The organism is Streptomyces sp. ACA25 (assembly GCF_028200735.1).
Lineage (GTDB): Bacteria > Actinomycetota > Actinomycetes > Streptomycetales > Streptomycetaceae > Streptomyces.
In genome coordinates this window covers 71017-92962 of record NZ_JAQKPV010000007.1, presented here as the reverse complement: position 1 = coordinate 92962, position 21946 = coordinate 71017, and the positions used below count along the sequence as shown (strand labels likewise).

At 70.0% G+C, this 21946-nt stretch carries 22 protein-coding genes; 13 read left to right on the top strand and 9 right to left on the bottom strand.

Annotated features, from left to right (window positions below):
• Window positions 1–35: 35 nt before the first annotated feature.
• The 8 genes from PJ985_RS13010 to PJ985_RS12975 form a co-directional block, all read right to left on the bottom strand.
• Entirely contained in the window at window positions 36–1340 is a 1305-nt protein-coding gene (locus PJ985_RS13010; protein WP_271683868.1) for a Gfo/Idh/MocA family protein, read from the bottom strand.
• 88 nt (window positions 1341–1428) lie between these two features.
• Window positions 1429–2709, bottom strand: a complete 1281-nt coding sequence (locus PJ985_RS13005) for an ABC transporter substrate-binding protein (protein WP_271683867.1) — start codon at window positions 2707–2709, stop codon at window positions 1429–1431.
• Window positions 2710–2734: 25 nt separating this feature from the next.
• On the bottom strand, window positions 2735–3595 hold the full coding sequence (locus PJ985_RS13000) for a carbohydrate ABC transporter permease (protein ID WP_271683866.1): 861 nt from the start codon (window positions 3593–3595) through the stop codon (window positions 2735–2737).
• Between the two features lie 7 nt (window positions 3596–3602).
• On the bottom strand, window positions 3603–4574 hold the full coding sequence (locus tag PJ985_RS12995) for a carbohydrate ABC transporter permease (RefSeq protein WP_271683865.1): 972 nt from the start codon (window positions 4572–4574) through the stop codon (window positions 3603–3605).
• Entirely contained in the window at window positions 4571–5722 is a 1152-nt protein-coding gene (locus tag PJ985_RS12990) for a Gfo/Idh/MocA family protein (protein ID WP_271683864.1), read from the bottom strand. The genes PJ985_RS12995 and PJ985_RS12990 overlap by 4 nt, the downstream gene beginning before the upstream one ends.
• Complete coding sequence (locus PJ985_RS12985; protein WP_271683863.1) at window positions 5719–6852, bottom strand: mandelate racemase/muconate lactonizing enzyme family protein; 1134 nt, start codon at window positions 6850–6852, stop codon at window positions 5719–5721. Before PJ985_RS12985 ends, PJ985_RS12990 begins: the two co-directional genes overlap by 4 nt.
• Entirely contained in the window at window positions 6849–7760 is a 912-nt protein-coding gene (locus tag PJ985_RS12980) for a 5-dehydro-4-deoxyglucarate dehydratase (RefSeq protein WP_271683862.1), read from the bottom strand. The genes PJ985_RS12985 and PJ985_RS12980 overlap by 4 nt, the downstream gene beginning before the upstream one ends.
• A complete protein-coding gene (locus PJ985_RS12975; protein WP_271683861.1) occupies window positions 7760–8653 on the bottom strand; it encodes an NAD-dependent epimerase/dehydratase family protein in 894 nt (297 codons plus the stop codon). Before PJ985_RS12975 ends, PJ985_RS12980 begins: the two co-directional genes overlap by 1 nt.
• Before the next feature lie 112 nt (window positions 8654–8765).
• On the opposite strand from PJ985_RS12975, the gene PJ985_RS12970 reads away from it, so the two are divergent.
• The 13 genes from PJ985_RS12970 (at window position 8766) to dapD (ending at window position 19955) form a co-directional block, all read left to right on the top strand.
• On the top strand, window positions 8766–9818 hold the full coding sequence (locus tag PJ985_RS12970) for an aldose epimerase family protein (RefSeq protein WP_271683860.1): 1053 nt from the start codon (window positions 8766–8768) through the stop codon (window positions 9816–9818).
• Entirely contained in the window at window positions 9809–10792 is a 984-nt protein-coding gene (locus tag PJ985_RS12965; RefSeq protein ID WP_271683859.1) for a LacI family DNA-binding transcriptional regulator, read from the top strand. The genes PJ985_RS12970 and PJ985_RS12965 overlap by 10 nt, the downstream gene beginning before the upstream one ends.
• 274 nt (window positions 10793–11066) lie before the next feature.
• The gene (locus PJ985_RS12960) at window positions 11067–11852 is read left to right on the top strand and encodes a helix-turn-helix transcriptional regulator (RefSeq protein WP_443033484.1); all 786 of its coding nucleotides are present in this window, start codon (window positions 11067–11069) and stop codon (window positions 11850–11852) included.
• Window positions 11849–13270 carry a Fe-S cluster assembly protein SufB gene (sufB, locus tag PJ985_RS12955; RefSeq protein WP_271683858.1) on the top strand — a complete coding sequence of 474 codons (1422 nt, stop codon included), beginning with the start codon at window positions 11849–11851 and terminating at the stop codon, window positions 13268–13270. Before PJ985_RS12960 ends, sufB begins: the two co-directional genes overlap by 4 nt.
• Before the next feature lie 56 nt (window positions 13271–13326).
• Entirely contained in the window at window positions 13327–14508 is a 1182-nt protein-coding gene (gene sufD / locus PJ985_RS12950) for a Fe-S cluster assembly protein SufD (protein WP_271683857.1), read from the top strand.
• Window positions 14505–14852 (top strand): non-heme iron oxygenase ferredoxin subunit, encoded by a 348-nt coding sequence (locus PJ985_RS12945; protein ID WP_271683856.1) that lies wholly within the window; start codon window positions 14505–14507, stop codon window positions 14850–14852. Before sufD ends, PJ985_RS12945 begins: the two co-directional genes overlap by 4 nt.
• Window positions 14853–14859: 7 nt before the next feature.
• Window positions 14860–15624, top strand: a complete 765-nt coding sequence (gene sufC, locus PJ985_RS12940) for a Fe-S cluster assembly ATPase SufC (protein WP_271683855.1) — start codon at window positions 14860–14862, stop codon at window positions 15622–15624.
• Between the two features lie 88 nt (window positions 15625–15712).
• Window positions 15713–16969 (top strand): cysteine desulfurase, encoded by a 1257-nt coding sequence (locus PJ985_RS12935; protein WP_271683854.1) that lies wholly within the window; start codon window positions 15713–15715, stop codon window positions 16967–16969.
• Between the two features lie 10 nt (window positions 16970–16979).
• Window positions 16980–17444 (top strand): Fe-S cluster assembly sulfur transfer protein SufU, encoded by a 465-nt coding sequence (gene sufU, locus PJ985_RS12930; protein ID WP_271683853.1) that lies wholly within the window; start codon window positions 16980–16982, stop codon window positions 17442–17444.
• A 58-nt stretch (window positions 17445–17502) separates the two neighbouring features.
• Entirely contained in the window at window positions 17503–17832 is a 330-nt protein-coding gene (locus tag PJ985_RS12925) for a metal-sulfur cluster assembly factor (RefSeq protein WP_271683852.1), read from the top strand.
• Between the two features lie 207 nt (window positions 17833–18039).
• Window positions 18040–18360, top strand: a complete 321-nt coding sequence (locus PJ985_RS12920; protein WP_271683851.1) for a DMT family transporter — start codon at window positions 18040–18042, stop codon at window positions 18358–18360.
• Window positions 18360–18938 carry a TetR/AcrR family transcriptional regulator gene (locus PJ985_RS12915; RefSeq protein WP_271683850.1) on the top strand — a complete coding sequence of 193 codons (579 nt, stop codon included), beginning with the start codon at window positions 18360–18362 and terminating at the stop codon, window positions 18936–18938. Before PJ985_RS12920 ends, PJ985_RS12915 begins: the two co-directional genes overlap by 1 nt.
• A gap of 9 nt (window positions 18939–18947) precedes the next feature.
• The gene (dapD, locus tag PJ985_RS12910) at window positions 18948–19955 is read left to right on the top strand and encodes a 2,3,4,5-tetrahydropyridine-2,6-dicarboxylate N-succinyltransferase (protein ID WP_271683849.1); all 1008 of its coding nucleotides are present in this window, start codon (window positions 18948–18950) and stop codon (window positions 19953–19955) included.
• Between the two features lie 88 nt (window positions 19956–20043).
• Here the strand turns inward: dapD and PJ985_RS12905 are convergent, their stop codons facing one another.
• Window positions 20044–21921, bottom strand: coding sequence for an endonuclease/exonuclease/phosphatase family protein (locus PJ985_RS12905; RefSeq protein WP_271683848.1), 1878 nt, complete (start codon window positions 21919–21921; stop codon window positions 20044–20046).
• Between the last annotated feature and the right edge of the window lie 25 nt (window positions 21922–21946).

Genomic DNA, 21946 nt, shown 5'->3' with positions numbered 1-21946 from the left:
GCTCCGTATCGGACCCCGAATGCTGCAAGCGGTTGCTAAGAGGTAACCCGGCGGGTGCCGCCGTCCATCAGCCGCACCGGCAGCCCGGTGCGGGCCGATTCGTTGCCCGCGGCCCCGATGAGAACGCTGCGGATGCCGTCCCGGTAGCCGGCCTGCCGCGCCAGCGGATCGTCGGACGGACCGCGGAAGACATCGTCCAGCAGCAGCCGGTCCCCGCCGCCGTGACCGCCCGCGCCCTGCTCGACGGGCACCTTCTCCGCCTCCTGCCAGTGGCGGTGCACGGTCAGCCGCTCCCAGGATCCGGTTGCCTGCTCCTTGCTCGCGGCACCGGGGTCGATCGCGGCATGCGGTGGTGTCCAGGCCCGCTCGCAGACTTCCAGCTCCAGCCGTCCGCCGGTGCCGTTGACGACGACCCGGTACCCCTCGTAGGGGGCATGTGCGGTGAGTGAGTACGTCAGCAGCGCCCGATTGTCGTACCGCACCAGCACCGCCATCGTGTCGTCGATGGTGACGCCCGCACCGAACACATCCTGGTCGCGGACGTAGCCGTCCTCGTGCTCGGCGTCGAGGTAGAGCCGCTTCAGCCGGTCGTCGGCCGAGATGTCGAGGATGAAGGGATCGGTGCCCAGACCGGGGGATCCCTGACCGCGTGCCGGGCGCGGGCCCAGCTGCCGGCCGGCGGCGTTCTCGCTGCCGTAGAACCGCAGGTCGGTCTGGGCGAAGACGAGTTCCGGCCGGGCGTCCAGCCACCAGTTGACCAGGTCGAAGTGGTGGCTCGCCTTGTGCACCAGGAGGCCCCCGGAGGAGGCCCGGTCGCGGTGCCACCGCCGGAAGTAGTCGGCGCCGTGGATGGTGTCCAGCGCCCAGTCGAAGTGCACCGAGGTCACCTCCCCGACGGCGCCCTCGGCGATCAGCCGGCGCACCGCGGAGTTCCGCGGGGAGTAGCGGTAGTTGAACGTCACCACCAGCCGGCCCGTGCTGCGCTCGGCAGCTGCCGCGATCTGCGCGCAGCCCTCGGCGTCCGTGGTCAGCGGCTTCTCCACCACGACGTCCCGCCCGGCGTCCAGCGCTGCGCACACGTACCGGGCGTGGGTGGCGTCGACGCTGGTGACGATCACCGTGTCGGCGTCCTCCAGCATGTCGGTGAACGCCCCGGCCGGGTAACAGGGCACGGGGGCGCGGCCGGCCGCGGTGATCCGCTCGTTGTAGTAGTCCATCCTGGTCCGGTTGGTGTCGCACAGTGCGGAGATCTCGCCGGTGTCGCTCCAGTCACCGAGCAGCGCGTCGACATACATCTGCGCGCGGTGGCCGAGACCGACGAAGGCGTAGCGGCGGGTCACAGAGGGCCTTTCCGGTGGGTGCACGGGGAAACCGGTGGTGCGGCCGCCGGGGACGGCCGCACCACCGGGCAGTGGTCGGGCGGGGCGGTCAGCCGAGGGTGGAGTTCGCCTCGGTGAGGAACTGCTCGGCGGCCTCCTGCGAGGTCAGCTGCCCGAAGATGACCTGCTCTCCGTAACGCTGCAGCATGTTGGGGACCTCACCGGCACCGTCGGGGTACGCGCCGGGCGGGTCGGAGATGTCGTCGGCGGCCGCGTCGATGAACTCCAGGGAGGCGAGGTCGGTCTCCGGGAGATCGTCCCGGATCTGCTCCAGCACCGACTCGTTCATCGGCAGCCCGCGGTCACTTCCCAGGATGGCTCCGGCCTCCGGGTCGTTGGCCAGGAAGTCGATCAGCTTGCCCGCGGCCTCCTTCTCGCTGCTCGTCTCGCTGGCAGTCCAGAACATGGTCGGCTGCAGGAACATCCCGCTGCTTGCGGCTCCGGGCTCCCTGGGCATCCGCAGCAGCTCGATGTCCTCGCCGGAACCACTGGTGACCGCGGCGAGCTGGTTGCTCCACCACATGCCCATCGCGCCGCTGTTGGTGGCCACCAGGGAAGTCTCCACCCCGGTCGAGCCGATCTCGGTGCTCAGCGCGGCATCGGGGGAGCCGGCCGTGTCGATCAGCTCCAGATGGGTGTCGAACCAGTCGCTGATGGTCTCCGCGGAGATACCGATCGCGTCCTCGGTGTAGAAGGCCTCGCCCCGCTGATCGGCGAAAATCCGCAGGTAGGCGTCGTTGAAGTTGAGCTGGGTCCCGTAGGTGCCGTTACCGGTCGCCTCGGTGATCTCGGCACTGATCCGGTGGTAGTCGTCCCAGGTCCAGGAGGTGTCGTCGGGTATGTCGACTCCCGCCTGCTCGAAGACTGCGGTGTTGGCCATCAGGGTGAAGGCGTTGGCGCCGGTGGGAATGGCGTACTGCACCCCGTCAATGTTGCCGGACGGCAGCAGCTGGGCGTTCAGGTCTCCGGTGTCCACCAGGCCGTCCAGGTCGGCCAGCGTCCCGCGGCCGGCGAATTCACCGAGCCGCCGGATTTCGATGGCGAACACGTCCGGGGCATCGCTGCCCGCGATCTGGGTGCTGATCTGGTCGTAGTAGGAATCCCAGGCGGAGAAGGACGGCTCGACCCGGATGTCCGGGTTCTTCTCCTCGAACACCGCGATGGCCTCCTCGGTCAGCCGGTGGCGCGAGTCGTCGCCCCACCAGGCGAACCGGATGGACACCTGACCGTTGTCGCCGGAACCGCTGTCGTCACCGGCACACGCGGCGGTGAAGGTCAGAGCGCCGGTCACCAGCAGGGCCGGCCACACTCTCAGTTTGCGTTGGGACACAGAACTCTCCTTTGAATCCGTCCGGTTATTTCAGGCCGGTGGTGGCAATACCACGCGTCAGGTACTTCTGGCCTGCGAGGAAGAACCCGAATATGGGCCCGAGAGACAGTACCGATATCGCGAACATCGGTCCCCAGGAAGAATCTCCGGTGGAGTCCAGGAACGTCCGCAGTGCGACGGGAACGGTGTGCATGTCGGGGTTTGTCAGGAAGATCAGCTGGCTGAGGAAGTCGTTCCACGTCCAGATGAAGGTGAAGATGGCGGTGGTGGCCAGCGCGGGCATCGAAAGCGGCATGATGATCCTGCTGAAGATGCGCCAGTGGCCGGCCCCGTCGATGACCGCGGCCTCGTCCAGGTCTCTGGGAAGGGTGCGGATGAACTGCACCATCAGAAAGATGAAGAAGGCGTCGGTGGCAAGGAACTTCGGCACGATCAGTGGATAGAAGGTGTTGATCCAGCCGAGCTCCGAGAACAGGATGTACTGGGGGACGATCACCACGTGCAGCGGCAGCATGATCGAGCCCAGCATGATCGCGAAACACAGCCGCTTGAAGGGGAACTCCAGCCGGGCGAAGGCGTACGCGGCCAGCGAGCAGGCCACCAGGTTTCCGACCACCGCGCCGGCGGTGATGATGGCCGAGTTGAGGAAGTAGTGGCCGAACGGATGCCGCAGGGCGTTCCAGCCGTTCCCGAAGTTCTCGAACGTGATGCTGGTCGGGATGAGGCCCTGCTCGCGGAAGATCAGCTCCTCCGGCTTCAACGCACTGGAGATCATCCACAGCAGTGGGTAGAGCATGACGAGCCCGAAGAGGATCAGGCAGATGTGAGTGAGAATGCGCTGTCCGCGGACGGCGGCCAGGGACCTGGAGAGCAGCGTGTCGTTCATCCCGGTGTCATTTGTCACTGTAGAACACCCAATACTTCGACATGAAGAAGTTGACCGCGGTCAGGGCCGCGATGATGAGCACGAGAATCCAGGCCATGGCCGACGCATATCCCATCTCCATCGTCGGGCCGAACCCCTTGGTGTAGACGTACATCGTGTAGAAGAGCGTGGAATCCGCCGGGCTGCCGTCGCCGCCGCTCACCACGTATGCCTGAGTGAAGGACTGGAAGGCGTTGATCAGCTGCAGGATCAGGTTGAAGAAGATGATGGGAGTCAGCAGCGGCAGGGTGATGGAGACGAACTGCCGGGTTTTTCCGGCCCCGTCGATGGAGGCAGCCTCGTAGTAGTTGCGCGGTATCTGGCGCAGCCCGGCGAGAAAGATGACCATGGGGGAGCCGAAGGTCCATACGTTCAGCACGATCAGCGTGCCGAGCGCGGTGCTGGGGTCGGCCACCCAGCTGGTGCCCTCGATACCGAAGACGCCGAGGAACTCGTTGAACAGCCCGTCGGCGCCGAACACCTTCCGCCACAGGATGGCGATGGCGACACTGCTGCCCAGCAGCGAGGGCAGGTAGTAGATCGAGCGGTAGATCGGCAGCCCGCTCACCCCGCGGTCCAGGATCAGGGCCAGGGCCAGGGCGAACGTCAGCTGAAGCGGCACCGAGACGAACACGTAGATCGCGGTGTTCGACAGCGCCTTCCAGAAGCGGGGGTCCTCGGTGAACATCCGGGTGTAGTTGTCCAGGCCCACCCACTCCGAGTCACCGATGAGGCTGTAGTCGGTGAAGGACAGGTAGAGCGAGGTCAGCAGCGGTCCGGCGGTGATGGCAATCAGCCCGATGAACCACGGAGCCAGGAACAGCGCCGCGGTCCAGGCCTCCTTGCGGTGCCGTTTGCGCGGTGACACCGGGGAGGCCGTCCGCGCCGCCGGCGGGGCGGAAGTGTGCGGCCGCTTCGGACGCACCTGGGTATCGGTCATACGTGCCTCCCGGCGGGTCCGGAGAACTGCGGCAGCTCGGAGAACAGCGCCAGCCGCTCCGCGGAGGCGGTGACGAGATCGGTGATGCCGGGGACGACTCTGCGCACTGCCCCGGTCGACGGGTCCTGCGCGGGGTGCTCCTCGGCCCGCAGGGGCAGCGGGTCCTCCGCCGTGCGCACGGCCTCCAGCACCTGTGTGAACGGTCGGGTGGCGGACAGCGGCACCAGGAGCCCGCCCCCGCTCTCCCCGCCCGGCTCCAGCCGGGCAAGGAGGTCGGCCAGCAGACCGGTCCGCTCGTAGGTGGTGGTCACCGACGGCTCCCCGGCCCGTTCCAGCCGGACCTGGTCGAGCGTGTACCAGAGGCTGATCCGGCCGCGCTCGCCGTGCACCGTGATGACCGGCGGGCGCTGCTCGGGGGCGGCCAGTGTGACGGCAACGGTGAGCGGGGCCCCGTCCGCCAGACCGCCGCTGGTGCGGACCCGCAGACAGGAGGTGTCGTCGGCCTCGATGTCGAAGGCGTGGAACAGCTCGGTCTCGATCGAGGTGATCTCTCCCCCGTCGAGCGCCAGCACGGTGGCCACCGCATGGGCGAAGGGGTTGGTCAGCGCCCCGTCCACCACATCCGTCCCGTCCAGACGGCGGCGGCCGGCCCAGCTGGCCCGGCGGTAGTAGGAGGTGTCGCGTGACCACGCGCCGGCCGCCCCGATGCCGCGGACCGCGCCGATCAGCCCGTCGGTGATCATCCGCCGGACCGCCCGGGGGGCAGCGGAGCCCAGACTCTGGAACCCGACCTGGCAGAGGGCGCCGTGCTCGCGAGTCGCGGCGAGCAGCCGGTCGAACTCCGCGAGAGAGGGAGCCGGCGGCTTCTCCAGGAGCAGGTGCGCGCCGGCTCGCAGCGCGGTCAGGGCGAGCGGCACATGGGTGTGGATGGGCGTGGCGACGATCACCACGTCCGCCGCGGTCTGCTTCACCAGGCCGGCGAGGTCGCCGGACTGGGCGGGGCTGCCGAGCCCCTCCAGTGCGCCGGCGGGGACCGGCCGCAGGTCGCAGATGCCGGCGAGCTCGGCCCGGCCGTCCTCCGCGGCCTCGCGCAGAACCCCCAGATAGGTGCGTCCGAAGCCGTGTGCTCCGGCCAGTACGATCCTCACCGGGCCACCTCCCGCAGGTGCTCGGTGGCGAACCGGAGGCCGTGGCCGGGCCGGCCGGTGAGCCGTAGCTCGCAGCCGTCGATCACCACCGGGAAGGGCTCGTGGAGCACTCCCAGCTCCGCGAACGAGGCGTCCTCCACGTCCTCCACCATGGTCGGCAGGGGCAGCGTGCAGGCCAGCTGTCCGGACAGGTCCGGGAGCAGGTGCGGGTACACCGGCACGTCGAAGGTCCGGGCGAGCTCGGCGATCCGCCGCAGCGGGGTGATGCCCCCGACCCGCGCCACGTTCGGCTGCAGGACGTCACACGCCTGGGAGGTGAGCAGGTCCCGGAAACCGCGCACGGTGCGGATGTTCTCGCCCACCGCGAGCGGCACGCCGGTGTCCCGGCGGAGCCGGACGTGCGCGGACAGATCGTCCGCGGGAAGCGGCTCCTCGACCCAGAGCAGCCCGAACGGCGCCAGTGCGGTGAGGGCCTCCCGGGCGCGGAAGAGATCCCATCGCTGGTTGGCGTCGATCATCAGCTTCGTGTCCGGGCCGATGACCTCGCGCACGGCTGCGATCCGCTCGACATCGCGCGCCAGGTCGTCGCTGCCGACCTTCACCTTGACCGCCGGGTAGCCGCGGCCGGCCCAGCGGCGGGCCTGGGCGGTGAGCTCGGCCAGCGAGTAGTGCAGGTTCACGCCGCTTCCGTACACCGGCACCGATGAGCGCCGCCGGCCCAGTTCGTCGGCCAGGCCGTGCCCGGCCGCCCGCGCCCTCAGGTCCCACAGGGCGGTGTCGACGGCCGCCATCGCGAGGGTGGTGACACCGCCCGCGCCGGCCTCGTGCAGATGCAGCCAGAGGGCGTCCCAGACGGTCTCCGGGTGCGCGGGCAGCCCGGTCACCGCCTCGCGGCAGTCCTGCGTGAGCAGCGCGTGCACCGCGCCCGCCCCGACCTTCGGTGTCCACGTGAAGCCGGTCCCGGTACGCCCGTCCTCGAGCGTGATCTCGGCGACGACGATGTGGTGGGCCGGGACGTCCGGGCCCCACGGACGGGGCAGCGGCACCCGGTACGCGACCGCGGTGACATCGGCGACGGTGCCCAGGGCCGCAGTGGCCGGCCGGCCACCGGTGAGCGTTCCGGCCGTCATGACGCCGGCACCAGGGACAGGCCGGCCTCGATGATCCGGGAAAGCTCGGCACGGTGCTCCGCGCTGGGCGGGGTGAGCGGAGCCCGCGCCGGGCCGACGTCCAGGCCGCGCTGCCGCACACCTTCCTTCACCAGCGACACGGCGTAACCGGGCGCCTGGTTGCGCAGCTCCACCAGCGGGGCGTAGAAGTCCGCGAGCAGCCGCTGCACCAGTGCGGGGTTGTCGGTGAGCGCGGCGTGGAAGGCTTGCGCCACCTCGGGGACGAAGCAGAAGGCCGCCGAGGAGTAGAGGTCCACCCCGATGCCGCGGTACGCCGGCATGGTCAGCTCGGCCGTGGGCAGCCCGTTGAAGAAGGTGAGCTCTGCTCCCGCCGCACGGAGCGCGCACATGATCCGCTGCATGCGGTCGATGTCGCCCAGCCCGTCCTTGAACCCGGTCACACCCGGGACAGCGGCAAGAGCCACCGCGTCCGCCGGCTCCAGCACCACCGGACCGCGCTGATACAGGATGACCGGCAGACCGACTTCCGCGACGGCCCGCACGTACGCCCGCAGGCCGGCGGCGGTGCCCTGCGTCAGGTAGGGCGGCAGGAGCAGGACGCCGTCGGCGCCGGCCTCGGCCGCCCGCCGGGCGTGCGCCAGCGCGCTTCCCAGCGGACCGCCGGCCCCCGCGATGACCGGGACCCGGCCGCCCGTCTCCTGCACGGCGGTGCGCACCACCAGGGCCTGCTCGTCCTCGGACAGGGCGCTGATCTCGCCGGTGCCGCAGGCGGCGAAGACGCCGCCGGGGCCGTGCTCGAGCCCGGTGGCGAGGTGCTCCGCGAGCACGCCGGGCGCCACGTCGCCGTGGCTGTCGTAGGGCGTGACGGGGAAGAAAAGTACTCCGGTGAGCTTCAAGGGATCCCCCATCAGGTCAGGTCGACAAGTTCGGTGCGCCAGCTGCGCTTGGCCCGCCAGCCGAGCAGCCGCTCGGCCTTGGCGGTGGAGAAGGCGGGGTCGGCGCCGGTGAGGGCGGCTGCCGCGGCGGCCGTGCCGGGGTGGAAACGCGGCAGCAGGCCGGCCAGGGGCTCCCGGGCCAGGGCGTCGGCCGCGCCGGCGAAGAAGACCTCGCCGTTCGGGATCTCCGGCAGCGCGTCCAGCAGCCGCTCCACCATCTCGCCGCCGTCCCGGGCGTCCAGGTAGTTGAAGAGCGCCTGGCCGGACAGGGCGGGGTCGTTCAGCCGGTCGGAGATGGTGTGCCCGGTCTGCGTGGGCGCGCCGGCCCACTCCTCGGGGGCCACCACGAAGCACGGCCGGACCGCCGCGAACCGTACCCGGTCACCGGCGGCCCGGGCGAAGGTCCGCATGGTCTGTTCGGCCGCGGCCTTGGACAGGCTGTAGGCGTTCCACGGGCGCACCGGGTGGTCCTCGTCCAGCGGGAGATAGTCCGGAGCCCATCCGCCCGGCGCCCCGTAGCCGATCACCGTCGGGCTGCTGGCCACCACGAGCCGCTGCACCCCGCTGTGCGTCGCGGCCTGGCAGACGTTGAACGCGGCCTGGGTGTTCACCCGGTAGGTGAGTCCGTCGGTGCGGCCGAACGGGGTGGCGATGGCGGCCAGGTGGATGACGGCCTGCGGGCGGAATCGTGCCATCACCTCGAATGCCTGCCCCGCGTCCGCCAGATCGGCCGGCAGCACCGCGGCGCAGGCCCCGGGGTCACCGGGGGACAGGTCCACTCCGGTCACCTCGTGGCCTGCCGATACCAGCGCGGTCACGACGCTTCTCCCGAAGCGTCCTGCGCTGCCGGTTACGAGCACCTTCATGGATCTCCCCTCACGACTACAAGCGGTTGCAGAACCGTGGCGCAGGAAGAATGAAACGTCAATAGGGGCGACACGTACTTTTAACAACCGGTTGCAGGTTAGGGTGACTGCCGTGAGAGACGACTTCGGCTTCAGCACGGACGGCGCCCCGATCGGACGCCATGTCCTGACCGCCCCCGGCATCCGGGCACGGGTGCTCGATTACGGCTGTGTGATCCAGTCCCTGGAGGTCCCCGACCGCAGGGGCCACAGCGCCGACATCACCCTGGGCTTCGACTCCATGGCCGACTACGCCACCCGGAGCAGGTACTTCGGCGCGGTGGTCGGCCGGTTCGGGAACCGGATCGGCAACGCCCGCTTCACCCTGGACGGCCGGGAGTACCGGCTGCCCGCCAATCAGGGAACGAACAGCCTGCACGGCGGGGAGCACGGCTTCGACAAGCGGGTCTGGGAGGTGACGGAAGCGGCCTCCGACCGGCTGACGCTGACCCACCTCAGCCCGGACGGCGAGCAGGGCTACCCCGGGACCCTGCGGGCCCGGGTGACCTACACGGTGTCCGGCTCGGCCGAAGGCAGTGAGCTGCGCATCGACTACCACGCGACCACCGACGCGCCCACCCACGTCAACCTCACCAACCACGCCTACTTCAACCTGGCGGGCGGCGGTGACATCCACGGGCACGAACTGACCCTCGACGCCGGCCACTACCTCCCGGTCGACTCGCGGCTGCTGCCCACCGGAGAGCTCGCGCCCACGGCAGGCACCCCCTTCGACTTCCGCACCCCCCGCACCGTCGGGGAGCGCATCGGCGAGGACCACGAGCAGTTGAGGACGGCGGGCGGCTACGACCACTGCTTCGTCTTCGACTCGCCCGCCGGCGCGCTGCGGCCGGTCGGCCGGGTCCGGGAAGCGGGTTCCGGCCGGACCATGCAGGTTCTCACCACCGAGCCGGGTGTGCAGTTCTACTCCGGGAATATGCTCAAGGACGCCGAGTACGGGGAGGGAGCCGGCCTGTGTCTGGAGACCCAGCACTTCCCCGACTCACCGAACCGGCCGGAGTTCCCCACGACGGTGCTGCGCCCGGGTGAGGAGTACGTGTCGACCACGGTCTACCGGTTCGCGGTGGAGCGGGAAGCGGGGGAGGAGTCCACACAGTGGCCGTAACCATCCGGGAGGTGGCGCGGGCCACCGGGGTCCATGTGTCCACGGTGTCGCGGACGTTCTCCGCCCCGCACCTGGTCAACAACGAGACCCGGGAGCGGGTGCTCGCTGCCGCGACCGAGATGGGCTACCGGCCGAACCAGGCCGCCCGGGCGCTCACCACCGGGCGGACGCACAACATCGGACTCATCGTCTCCGACATCGCCAACCCGTTCTTCCCGCCACTGATCAAGGCGGCCCAGGCCTATGCCCGGGAGCGGGAGTACCACGTCTTCGTCGCCGACACGGACGAGGACCCGCAGGCGGAGGAGGAGTTGATCCAGACTCTCACCAAGCAGGTGGACGGAGTGGTTCTGGTCAGTCCGCGGCTGACCAACCAGGCGATCGAACGGATGGGTCTGGAGCTGCCCTTCGTCGTGGTGAACCGCCGGGTGCGAGGGCTTTCGGCGGTGCTGATGGACATCGGTCACGGCACCGCGCTGGCCGTCGAGCACCTGGCCGGGCTCGGCCACCGCCGGCTGGTTCTGCTGGGCGGTCCGCGTGCTTCCTGGACCAGCGAGCAGATGAAGAAGGCCGCGGTGGAGGCCGCCGGCCGCTGCGGGGTGGGGCTCGAGATCACCGGCCCGAACGCGCCGACCGAGGGCGGCGGCCTCGACGCGGCGGCCGAGGTCAGCGCCAGTGCGGCCACCGGGGTCATCGCGTACAACGACCTGGTCGCCATCGGTGTCATCGAGGGCCTGGGCGAACGGGGGATCGAGGTGCCGCGGGACGTCAGCGTGGTCGGCGTGGACGACACCGTTGCGGGGCGGCTGAACCGCCCCAAGCTCACCACGATCACCATGCCCACCCCGGCCGCGGGACGGACCGCGGTCGACCTGCTGCTGCAGGCTGTCGACGCCGGAGGCGGCCGGACCGCCGCGCAGGCCATCCTGGAGACCGGTCTCGTGGTCCGCGAGTCCACCGGCCCTCCCGCCTGACCCTTCTGCCCCGCCGGCCGGACCGGAGCCGCGGCTCCGGCCGGACCGCGTGGGACGCGACTCGGCCCGCCGCCCCCGCGCGCACCGGCGAAACACGCCCCGATGCGGCCGGATATTTTCTCCTTCCGGAGCCCCCCGCACCCCTCGGTGCCCCTGCGGGGAGCGGGAACTGAGGCAAGCCTTACGTGACGCACGGCATTGCGGCCGGTCAGGGCCCGGCTTGCCCGCTCGGAGCGAATTACGCAACAATGGCGTTGTGAAAACCTCCGGAGGGCTGCACGAGCGACAGGAACGGCGGACGGCTGCGACAGCCGCCGACGGATCCGCGCTGTCCGCGCCGGAGGAGCAGCTCGGCACCCGGCAGCGGGTGGCTCGTTCCATTCTCGACCACGGCCCGTCCACCGCGGCCGAGCTCGCCGTCCGGCTGGAGCTGACCCAGGCGGCGGTCCGCCGTCACCTGGACGCCCTGGTCGGTGAAGGCGTCGTGGAGCCCCGCGAGAAGCGGGTCTACGGCTCGCGCGGCCGAGGGCGGCCCGCGAAGGTCTTCACCCTGACGGACAGTGGCCGGGACGCTTTCGACCAGTCCTACGACGAGCTCGCAGTCGAGGCGCTGCGCTGGATTGCGCAGAGTGCCGGTGACGGGGAGCGCGGAGGCGCCGCCGTCCTGGCCTTCGCCAGGGCCCGGGCGAAAGCCCAGGCCGAGCGGTACCGCCCGGCTGTGGAGCAGGCCGCCTCCGACCGGCGCACCGAAGCGCTGGCCGAAGCGCTGTCCCGCGACGGGTACGCTGCTACCGCCCGCGCCGCACCGGCTTCCGCCGGTGAGCAGCTCTGCCAGCACCACTGCCCGGTGGCGCACGCCGCCGAGCGCTTCCCGCAGCTGTGCGAGGCGGAGACCGAAGCCTTCTCCCAGTTGCTGGGCACGCACGTGCAGCGGCTGGCCACCCTCGCCCACGGCGACGGGGTGTGCACGACTTTCGTACCGGACCGGCCGCCGGGCGCACCGGCCCCGTCCACCAAGACCACCGCATCATCACGCACCGCCGGGAGGAACCCCGCATGACGCTCCCCACGGAGACCGCCCACCCCGAACTCGAGGGCCTGGGCACCTACGAATACGGCTGGGCCGATTCCGACGCAGCCGGTGCCGCGGCCAAGCGCGGCCTCTCCGAGGAGGTCGTCCTCGACATCTCGGGCAAGAAGTCCGAGCCGGAGTGGATGCGCAAGCTGCGGCTCAAGGGCCTGAAGCTCTTCGAGAAGAAGCCCATGCCCAGCTGGGGCTCCGACCTCAGCGGCATCGACTTCGACAACATCAAGTACTTCGTGCGGTCCACCGAGAAGCAGGCACAGACCTGGGACGACCTGCCGGAGGACATCAAGAACACCTACGACAAGCTCGGCATCCCCGAGGCGGAGAAGCAGCGCCTGGTCGGCGGGGTGGCCGCGCAGTACGAGTCCGAGGTCGTCTACCACCAGATCCGCGAGGACCTGGAGGAGCAGGGCGTGCTGTTCCTGGACACCGACACCGCGCTCAAGGAGCACCCGGAGCTCTTCCAGGAGTACTTCGCGACGGTGATTCCGGCCGGTGACAACAAGTTCGCCGCGCTGAACACCGCCGTGTGGTCCGGCGGCTCGTTCATCTACGTGCCGAAGGGCGTGCACGTCGACATCCCGCTCCAGGCCTACTTCCGGATCAACACCGAGAACATGGGCCAGTTCGAGCGCACGCTGATCATCGTCGACGAGGACGCCTACGTGCACTACGTCGAGGGGTGCACCGCCCCGATCTACGACTCGGACTCGCTGCACTCCGCGGTCGTGGAGATCATCGTGAAGAAGGGCGGCCGCTGCCGCTACACCACGATCCAGAACTGGTCGAACAACGTCTACAACCTGGTGACCAAGCGCGCCGTCGCCTACGAGGGCGCGACGATGGAGTGGGTCGACGGCAACATCGGCTCCAAGGTCACCATGAAGTACCCGGCCATCTACCTGATGGGCGAGCACGCCAAGGGCGAGACGCTGTCCGTCGCCTTCGCGGGCGAGGGCCAGCACCAGGACGCCGGCGCCAAGATGGTGCACATGGCGCCCCGCACCTCCTCCAACATCGTCTCCAAGTCGGTGGCCCGGGGCGGCGGCCGCACCTCCTACCGCGGTCTCATCGAGATCGGGGAGGGCGCCGAGGGCTCCAAGTCCAACGTGCTGTGCGACGCGCTGCTGGTGGACACCGTCTCCCGCTCCGACACCTACCCCTACGTCGACGTCCGCGAGGACGACGTGACGATGGGCCACGAGGCCACCGTCTCCAAGGTCAGCGACGACCAGCTCTTCTACCTGATGAGCCGCGGCATGACCGAGAACGAGGCCATGGCGATGATCGTGCGCGGTTTCGTGGAGCCGATCGCCAAGGAGCTGCCCATGGAGTACGCCCTGGAGCTGAACCGGCTGATCGAGCTGCAGATGGAAGGCGCGGTCGGCTGACGGCGCCCCTGACACCCGCAGACCCCTCATTGCAGAAAGCGAGCACGACCACAGCCATGGCTGACGCCCAGACTATTCCGGCGGGTGCGAACACCACCGGATCGATCGCGGTGGCCGCCGAGTCCACCGTCGCCACCAGGATGAGCACATCGCCGTCCTTCGATGTGGCGGACTTCCCGGTACCCCACGGCCGCGAGGAGGAGTGGCGGTTCACCCCGCTGTCCCGACTTCGGGGCCTGCACGACGGCACCGCCGTGCCCTCGGGCGTCGTCAAGGCGGAGATCGACGCCCCCGCCGGGGTGACGGTCGAGACCGTCGCCCGCGACGACGCCCGGATCGGACGGGCGGGCAAGCCCGTCGACCGGGTCGCCGCGCAGGCGTTCAGCTCCTTCGAGAAGGCCACGGTCGTGTCGGTGCCCGCCGAGGCGGTGCTCACCGAGCCGGTCCGGGTCGCCCTGCACGGCGAGGGCGGCGTGTCCTACGGGCACACCGTGTTCGAGCTGGGCGCCTTCGCCGAGGCCGTCATCGTCATCGACCACACCGGCGACACCGTCCGGGCGGCCAACGTCGAGTACGTGCTGGGAGACGGCGCGAAGCTGACGGTCGTCTCCGTCCAGGACTGGGACAGCACTGCGGTGCACTGCGCCCAGCACAACGCGCTGGTCGGCCGGGACGCCTCCTTCAAGTCCGTCGTGGTGACCTTCGGCGGTGACCTGGTGCGCCTGCACCCGCGGGTCGACTACGCGGGCCCCGGTGGCGAGGCCGAGTTCTACGGCCTTTACTTCACCGACAACGGCCAGCACCACGAGCACCGGCTCTTCGTCGACCACGAGGCACCCAACTGCCGCAGCAACGTGGTCTACAAGGGCGCGCTGCAGGGCCGGGACGCCCGCGCGGTGTGGATCGGCGACGTGCTGATCCGGGCCGCCGCCACCGGCACCGACACCTACGAGCTCAACCGCAACCTCGTGCTCACGGACGGCGCCCGGGTCGACTCGGTGCCCAACCTGGAGATCGAGACCGGCGAGATCGTCGGCGCCGGGCACGCTTCGGCCACCGGCCGCTTCGACGACGAGCAGTTGTTCTACCTGATGGCCCGCGGCATCCCGCAGGACGAGGCCCGCCGCCTCGTGGTGCGGGGCTTCTTCGCCGAGCTGCTGCAGCAGATCGGCGTGCCGGACGTCGAGGAGCGGCTGGCCGCCAAGCTGGAGGCCGAGCTGAAGGCGTCCGTCGGATGACCGCCGACAGCGTCGCAGGGTACGAGCAGGTCTGCCTGCTGGGTGACCTCGAGGAGGACACCCCCAAGCGTGTGGAGATAGCCGGCACGCCCGTCTCCGTCGTCCGGACGGAGGGCGAGGTCTACGCGGTGAGCGACATCTGCTCGCACGCGAACGTCTCGCTCTCCGAGGGCGAGGTGGAGGACTGCATGATCGAGTGCTGGCTGCACGGCTCGATGTTCGACCTGCGGACGGGCAAGCCCTCGGGCCTGCCCGCCACCCGCCCCATTCCCGTATATCCCGTAAAGATCGAAGGAGACGGCCCCGGCGCGGCTGTGCTCGTCTCCGTCACCCAGGAGTCCTGAGTTCCCTATGGCAACGCTTGAGATCCACGACCTGCACGTCTCCGTAGAGGGCGACACCGGCCCCACGGAGATCCTGAGCGGTGTCGACCTGACCGTGAAGCAGGGCGAGACGCACGCCATCATGGGCCCCAACGGCTCCGGCAAGTCCACCCTCGCCTACTCGCTGGCCGGGCACCCGAAGTACACCGTCACCGGCGGCACCGTGCGCCTCGACGGCGAGGACGTCCTGGAGATGTCCGTCGACGAGCGTGCCCGGGCCGGTCTGTTCCTCGCCATGCAGTACCCGACCGAGATCCCCGGGGTGTCGGTCTCCAACTTCCTGCGCACCTCCGCCACCGCCATCCGCGGCGAGGCCCCCAAGCTGCGGACCTGGGTGAAGGAGGTCAAGGAGGCCATGGCGCGCCTCGAGATCGACCCGGCCTTCGCCGAGCGCAACGTCAACGAGGGCTTCTCCGGCGGTGAGAAGAAGCGCCACGAGATCCTCCAGCTGGAGCTGCTGCGGCCGAGGATCGCGGTCCTCGACGAGACCGACTCCGGTTTGGACATCGACGCACTGCGCGTGGTCTCCGAGGGCGTCAACCGGGTGCGGGAGAGCGGTGAGGTCGGTACTCTGCTGATCACGCACTACACCCGTATTCTCCGGTACATCACCCCCGATCACGTGCACGTCTTCGCCAAGGGGCGCATCGTGAAGTCGGGCGGCCCCGAGCTCGCCGACGAGCTGGAGGCCGAGGGCTACGAGAAGTACGTGAAGGGCGGCGTGGCTTCGTGATCGACACGTGTGCGGCTGCCGCCGGGCAGCTCACCACCGACCACCGCGGGCTCCCCGCGGACAGAGCACCGAACGGAGGATGTGGGGCGTGACACATCTGCCTGGCCTCCTCGACACCGAGGCGATCCGCAAGGACTTCCCGATCCTGGACCGGGTCGTGCACGACGGCGAGAAGCTCGTGTACCTGGACAACGCGGCGACCTCGCAGAAGCCGCGTCAGGTGCTGGACGCGCTGAACGCCTACTACGAGCGGCACAATGCCAACGTGCACCGTGGCGTGCACGTGCTCGCCGAGGAGGCCACGGCGCTGTACGAAGGCGCGCGGGACAAGGTTGCCGCCTTCATCAACGCTCCCAGCCGCGACGAGGTGATCTTCACCAAGAACGCCTCGGAGTCGCTGAACCTCGTCGCGAACATGCTCGGATGGGCGGAAGAGCCCTACCGCGTGGACGCCGAGACCGAGATCGTCATCACCGAGATGGAGCACCACTCCAACATCGTTCCCTGGCAGCTGCTCTCGCAGCGCACCGGTGCGAAGCTGAAGTGGTTCGGTCTCACCGACGACGGCCGGCTGGACCTGTCGAACATCGACGAGGTCATCACCGAGCGCACGAAGATCGTTTCGTTCACCCTGGTCTCCAACATCCTGGGCACCCACAACCCGGTCGAGACGATCGTGCGGCGTGCCCAGGAGGTGGGTGCCCTGGTGCTCCTCGACGCCTCCCAGGCCGCCCCGCACATGGTGCTGGACGTCCAGGCGCTGCAGGCCGACTTCGTGGCCTTCACCGGTCACAAGATGTGCGGCCCCACCGGCATCGGCGTGCTGTGGGGACGCCAGGAGCTGCTGGAGGACCTGCCGCCGTTCCTCGGCGGCGGCGAGATGATCGAGACCGTCTCGATGCATTCCTCGACCTACGCCCCCGCTCCGTACAAGTTCGAGGCCGGCACCCCGCCCATCGCGCAGGCCGTGGGCCTGGGCGCGGCGGTGGACTACCTCTCCGCCATAGGCATGGACAGGATCGCCGCCCATGAGCAGGCGATCACCGCGTACGCGCTGGAGCGCCTGGCCACCGTGCCCGGCCTGCGGGTCATCGGCCCGCCGACGGCGGAGGACCGCGGAGCGGCGATTTCCTTCGCGCTCGGCGACATCCACCCGCACGACGTGGGCCAGGTGCTCGACGAGCGCGGCATCGCGGTCCGGGTCGGACACCACTGCGCGCGTCCGGTCTGCCTGCGCTACGGAATTCCCGCGACCACCCGGGCGTCGTTCTATCTGTACTCCACACCCGGCGAGGTCGACGTCCTCGTCGAGGGTCTGGAGTACGTACGGAACTTCTTCGGATGAGGGGCCTGACGTGAAGCTGGATTCCATGTACCAGGACGTGATCCTGGACCACTACAAGCATCCGCACGGGCGGGGGCTGCGGGACGGCGACGCCGAGGTGCACCACACCAACCCGACCTGTGGGGACGAGATCACCCTGCGGGTGAAGCTGGACGGGGAGATCGTCAGCGACATCAGCTACGACGGGCAGGGCTGCTCCATCAGCCAGGCCAGCGCCTCCGTCCTCAACGAGCTGGTGGTCGGCAAGAAGCTCGACGAGGCATGGCAGGTCCACGGTGCATTCCTGGAGCTGATGCAGTCCCGGGGCCGGCTGGAGCCGGACGACGCGATGGAGGAGCGGCTGGAGGACGCGGTCGCGTTCGCCGGAGTCTCGAAGTACCCGGCGCGCGTCAAGTGCGCCCTGCTGAGCTGGATGGCCTGGAAGGACGCGACCGCCTGGGCCCTGGGCGAAGCCGCAGAGAAGAAGTCCGTATGAGCCACGGGCACAACCGCACGTCCGCCTCGGCGGGAGAAGCGAACGGAAGGGGTGCTGCATGAGCGACACCGCGATCAAGCCGGCCTCGGAGGACGAGGTCCGTGAGGCGCTGTACGACGTCGTCGACCCGGAGCTGGGTATCGACGTGGTCAACCTCGGCCTCATCTACGGCGTACACGTCGACGAGGACAACGTGGCCACCATCGACATGACGCTCACTTCGGCGGCCTGTCCGCTGACCGACGTCATCGAGGACCAGGCCAAGACCGCCACCGAGGGGCTCGTCAAGGAGCTCAAGATCAACTGGGTCTGGATGCCCCCGTGGGGGCCGGACAAGATCACCGACGACGGACGCGACCAGCTCCGCGCGCTCGGTTTCAACGTCTGAGACCCGCCCGCTCCGGCGGGGGGAACCACGCGATCACGGCCGTGCCCCGCCGCCCTGCGGCGGGGCACGGCCGTGTGCTGCCCGGCGGCCGGCAGCCAGGGCCGCCGGAGGGGCGGCAGGAACGGTTCTCACGACACACCTCCAAGCAGCCGCGTCACCGTCCTGCCGCCCGGTCGTCGAGCGGGACCGTTGTGTACGGTTGTACACATGGTCTACGTGACGCTGGCCGGGGCGATCCTGGCGGAAATACTGGGCACCACGGTCATGAAGTACAGCGACGGCTACACCAAGCTGTGGCCGACGCTGGGGAGCCTGGCCGCCTACGGGGTCGCCTTCACGCTGCTCGCGCAGACGCTGAAGACCATGGACATCGGGGTGGCCTACGCGATCTGGGCCGGAGCCGGGACCGCGCTGATCGCCGCCATCGGCATGCTCTTCCTCAGTGAGGCCGTCACACTGACCCGGCTGGCCGGCGTCGGGCTGGTGATCGCCGGCGTCGTGGTGCTGAACATCGGAAGCACCCACTGATGGCCCGCAGGTACGACCCCGACCGCCGGGAGCGCATCGTCAGCGCGGCCGTCCGGGTGGTGGGGGAGCGCGGCATCGCCGGGCTCAGCCACCGGGCGGTGGCCGCCGAGGCGGACGTGCCGCTCGGCTCCACCACGTATCACTTCAGCAGTCTGGACGATCTCCTGGTCGCCGCGCTGCGGCAGGTGAACGACGGCTGGCTGGCCCGGGTGGCCGCATGGGTCGAAGGGGTGGACCCGGGCGTCCCGCTCGCCGACGAGACGGCCCGCTTCGTGGCGGAGTCCCTGGCCGGGGAGCGCTCCCGGGTCGAGCTGGAGTACGAGCTCTACTTCGCCGGGCTGCGCCGCACCGCGGTGCGCCCGCTGGCCGCGCAATGCCTGGACGACATGGCCGCCCTGCTGCGGAACCTGGTCCCGGACGAGGCCACCGCCCGGGCCATGGTCGCCCTGCTGGACGGACTGATGCTCCAGTTGGTGCTGACCGGCAGACCGTGCGATCCCGAGCAGGTCAGTGCGGCGTTCGGGCGGCTGATACCGGTCGGCGGGACCGGTTCGCCTTCGCCGAGGGCAGCCGGTTAGCGTTTGACCATGACCGCTGCCACTGACACCACTCCCACCGGCGCCGTCGCCGCCGGGCTCGCCACCCTCACCACCGACGGGACCGTGCTGGACACCTGGTTCCTGTCCCCCGAGATTGTCACCGCCGCCGGTCAGGAGGACCTGGGCCCGTCCGGTACCGAGCGGCTGAGCCCGGAACGCGCCGCCGAGCTGCTCGGCCCGGACGCCGCGGCGCAGGCGCTCGGCCCGGACCCGCTGCGGGGGGTCGAGGTCGTCGCGGTTCGCACCGTCATCGCCTCGCTGGACGAGAAGCCGGCCGACGCCTACGACGCCTACCTCCGGCTGCACCTGCTGAGCCACCGGCTGGTCCGGCCGCACGGGCAGAACCTGGAGGGCGTGTTCGGCCTGCTGGCCAATGTCGCCTGGAGCAACCTGGGTCCGGTCGCGGTGGACCGGGTGGAGCAGGTCCGGCTCGCCGCCCGGGCGGCCGGCACGCCGCTGCTGGTGACCAGTGTGGACAAGTTTCCGCGGATGACCGACTACGTGGTGCCGTCGGGCGTGCGCATCGCCGACGCCGACCGGGTCCGGCTCGGTGCCCACCTGGCCGCCGGCACCACCGTGATGCACGAGGGCTTCGTCAACTTCAACGCCGGCACGCTCGGCTCGTCCATGGTCGAGGGCCGGATCAGCGCCGGCGTCGTGGTGGGCGACGGCTCGGACATCGGCGGCGGTGCGTCGATCATGGGGACACTGTCCGGCGGCGGAAAGCAGACCATCGCCATCGGCGAGCGCTGCCTGCTCGGAGCCGAGGCCGGCATCGGGATCTCGCTCGGTGACGACTGCATCGTGGAGGCCGGTCTCTACGTGACCGCGGGCACCCGCGTCACCCTGCCGGACGGCCAGGTCGTCAAGGCGGTGGAACTGTCCGGCGCCGACAACCTGCTGTTCCGCCGCAACTCCACCTCCGGTGCCGTCGAGGCTCTGCAGCGCACCGGCTCCTGGGGCGGCCTGAACGCGGCACTGCACCACAACGACTGACCTGCTCCCGGTCGGCGCTGCTCCAGCGGCGCGCAGCCGCCCGGAATCGTCGCCCCCGGCCGAGGCCCGGGGGCGACGATTCCGCCGTCTACGGCCGGAAGCGCAGCACCTGCGGGTCGTGGTCGCTGGCCTGGTCGGCGAATTCCGCGTTCAGGTGCACGATGTCGTAGTCGAAACGCCGGATCCCCGGTGAGACCAGAATCTGGTCCAGGGTCTGCGAGTTGCCCTGGAACACGTAGCTGTAGCGCTCCCCGGGGGGGAGCGAGAGGGCGGCGCTGCGCAGTGCGCCGCCCGCCGTCAGAGCCGAGGTGGTGGCGGAGAACTCGAAGTCGTTGATGTCACCGAGGACAATGACGTTCGCCTGCTTCTGCACCGACAGAATGTCTTTGACGAAGGTGTTGACGGACTCCGCCTGCAACAGACGCTGGGCTTCGGTCGTGCGGTTCGGTGGCTGGAAGCGTGCGTACAGCGGCTGGTCGCCGCCCTTGGAGTTGAAGTGGTTGGCGACCACGATCACCGGCCTGCCGCGGAAGGTGAACTCGCCGGCCAGTGGTTTCCGGCTGCGCTCCCAGGCGTCGCTGAGGGGGTCGACCCGGCCGGGGGAGTGGGTCAGTGCCGCCCTGCCCCGCTCCTTCCGTACTCCTGTCGGGGTGGTGGCGTCACCGCCGGGCCGGTCGGTGAACGAGACCCGCTCCGGATTGAAGAGGTAGACGTTCCGGATGTTGCCTCCGGGCTGGCCGCCGTCCTGTCCGTCCTCCGGGTCGATGCCCCGCCACTCGTAGCGCGGCCCGCCCGCCGCGACGATCGCATCGGTGAACATCCGGAGAGTCAGCGTGGCGCTGACCGTACCGTCGTCGACCGGGCCGGTGTTGTCCTGGATCTCCTCCAGGGCGAGGATGTCGGGGGAGGCCAGATGGTCGACGACGCCCTCGGCGAGCCGGTCGAACTTGACCTGGTCGTTCCCCGGGTGCAGATTCTCGACGTTGTAGGTGCCGACCGCCAGCTCGGTGCGGTGCTGGGGACGGGTGCGCTCCCGCTCCAGGCCGCCCGGCCGCACCTCGCCGAGCTCGCGTGCGGCGATCTTGTACCCCCCGAACTGGTCGAAGTCCAGGGGACCTTCGGTGATCCCGGTCAGGACGTCACCGGTGTTCGCGGCCGGGAAGGGCTCTTCGGCCGCCGGGGTCAGGGACTGCACCTTCAGACGCCCGGAGTTCTGGTCCTCGTAGGAGCGGTACACCGTGCCGCCGCGGGGGGTCGGGTTCTGTTCCGGCTTCAGCGTCACCCACAGCTCGTGGTACTGCGTGCTGGGGCCCACCACCCGTGCGTCCGTGAAACGGACGTTCATTCCTTCGAGTGATTCGTACAGGTCGAGCGCGTAGGTGTCCGGACGGAGCTCCAGGTGTTCGATGCTCCCGTCCTGCCCGGGATCGCCCTGCGGGGCGAACGTGCCGGGAACGGTGTCCGGACCGAGCACGACGGGCGGCGGAAGCTCGTTGCCGGAGGACAGTACGGTCACGGCGGGTCCGGACAGCTGGGTCACCGAGGTCAGACCTGCGCCTGCTCCGCCCGGGTAGTACTCCCCGACCCGGCCGGAGACGAGCACCTCGTCACCCACCGACACCTGTGGAGCCGAGCCGGTGAAGACGAAGAGGCCCTCGCTGGTGGCGGGGTCGTCGTCGGGCCGCGGGTCCTGCATCCAGAAGCCGCGGGAACCGTAGGTGCGGACCCCCGTGACGATGCCGTGGACATCAGTGGCCTCTTCCCCGGCGTAGGGCGATATCCGGGTGGTGCCCTGGATGTCGTGGATGCGGACGTCGCCGGCCGCGGTGTCCGGGCCGGAGCGCAACCCTGCGGCGGAGGACGGCGGGGCCAGCAGGGTGGAGCACAGGGCGGCGACGCTGAGAGCGCCGACCGCCGCGCCGCGGCGTGGCAGACGGCGGGATCGGGCGGCTGGGGTGGGGGGCAAGTCAACCTCCGGCGAACACGGGTGC

What these genes read in the sequence shown, in the direction of transcription:
- PJ985_RS13000 (WP_271683866.1), bottom strand. Translation starts at nt 3,595, where the DNA reads ATGAACGACACGCTGCTCTCCAGGTCCCTGGCCGCCGTCCGCGGACAG.
- PJ985_RS12995 (WP_271683865.1), bottom strand. Translation starts at nt 4,574, where the DNA reads ATGACCGATACCCAGGTGCGTCCGAAGCGGCCGCACACTTCCGCCCCG.
- PJ985_RS12985 (WP_271683863.1), bottom strand. Translation starts at nt 6,852, where the DNA reads ATGACGGCCGGAACGCTCACCGGTGGCCGGCCGGCCACTGCGGCCCTG.
- PJ985_RS12980 (WP_271683862.1), bottom strand. Translation starts at nt 7,760, where the DNA reads ATGGGGGATCCCTTGAAGCTCACCGGAGTACTTTTCTTCCCCGTCACG.
- PJ985_RS12975 (WP_271683861.1), bottom strand. Translation starts at nt 8,653, where the DNA reads ATGAAGGTGCTCGTAACCGGCAGCGCAGGACGCTTCGGGAGAAGCGTC.
- sufB (WP_271683858.1), top strand. Translation starts at nt 11,849, where the DNA reads ATGACGCTCCCCACGGAGACCGCCCACCCCGAACTCGAGGGCCTGGGC.
- sufD (WP_271683857.1), top strand. Translation starts at nt 13,327, where the DNA reads ATGGCTGACGCCCAGACTATTCCGGCGGGTGCGAACACCACCGGATCG.
- PJ985_RS12945 (WP_271683856.1), top strand. Translation starts at nt 14,505, where the DNA reads ATGACCGCCGACAGCGTCGCAGGGTACGAGCAGGTCTGCCTGCTGGGT.
- sufC (WP_271683855.1), top strand. Translation starts at nt 14,860, where the DNA reads ATGGCAACGCTTGAGATCCACGACCTGCACGTCTCCGTAGAGGGCGAC.
- PJ985_RS12925 (WP_271683852.1), top strand. Translation starts at nt 17,503, where the DNA reads ATGAGCGACACCGCGATCAAGCCGGCCTCGGAGGACGAGGTCCGTGAG.
- PJ985_RS12920 (WP_271683851.1), top strand. Translation starts at nt 18,040, where the DNA reads ATGGTCTACGTGACGCTGGCCGGGGCGATCCTGGCGGAAATACTGGGC.
- PJ985_RS12915 (WP_271683850.1), top strand. Translation starts at nt 18,360, where the DNA reads ATGGCCCGCAGGTACGACCCCGACCGCCGGGAGCGCATCGTCAGCGCG.
- dapD (WP_271683849.1), top strand. Translation starts at nt 18,948, where the DNA reads ATGACCGCTGCCACTGACACCACTCCCACCGGCGCCGTCGCCGCCGGG.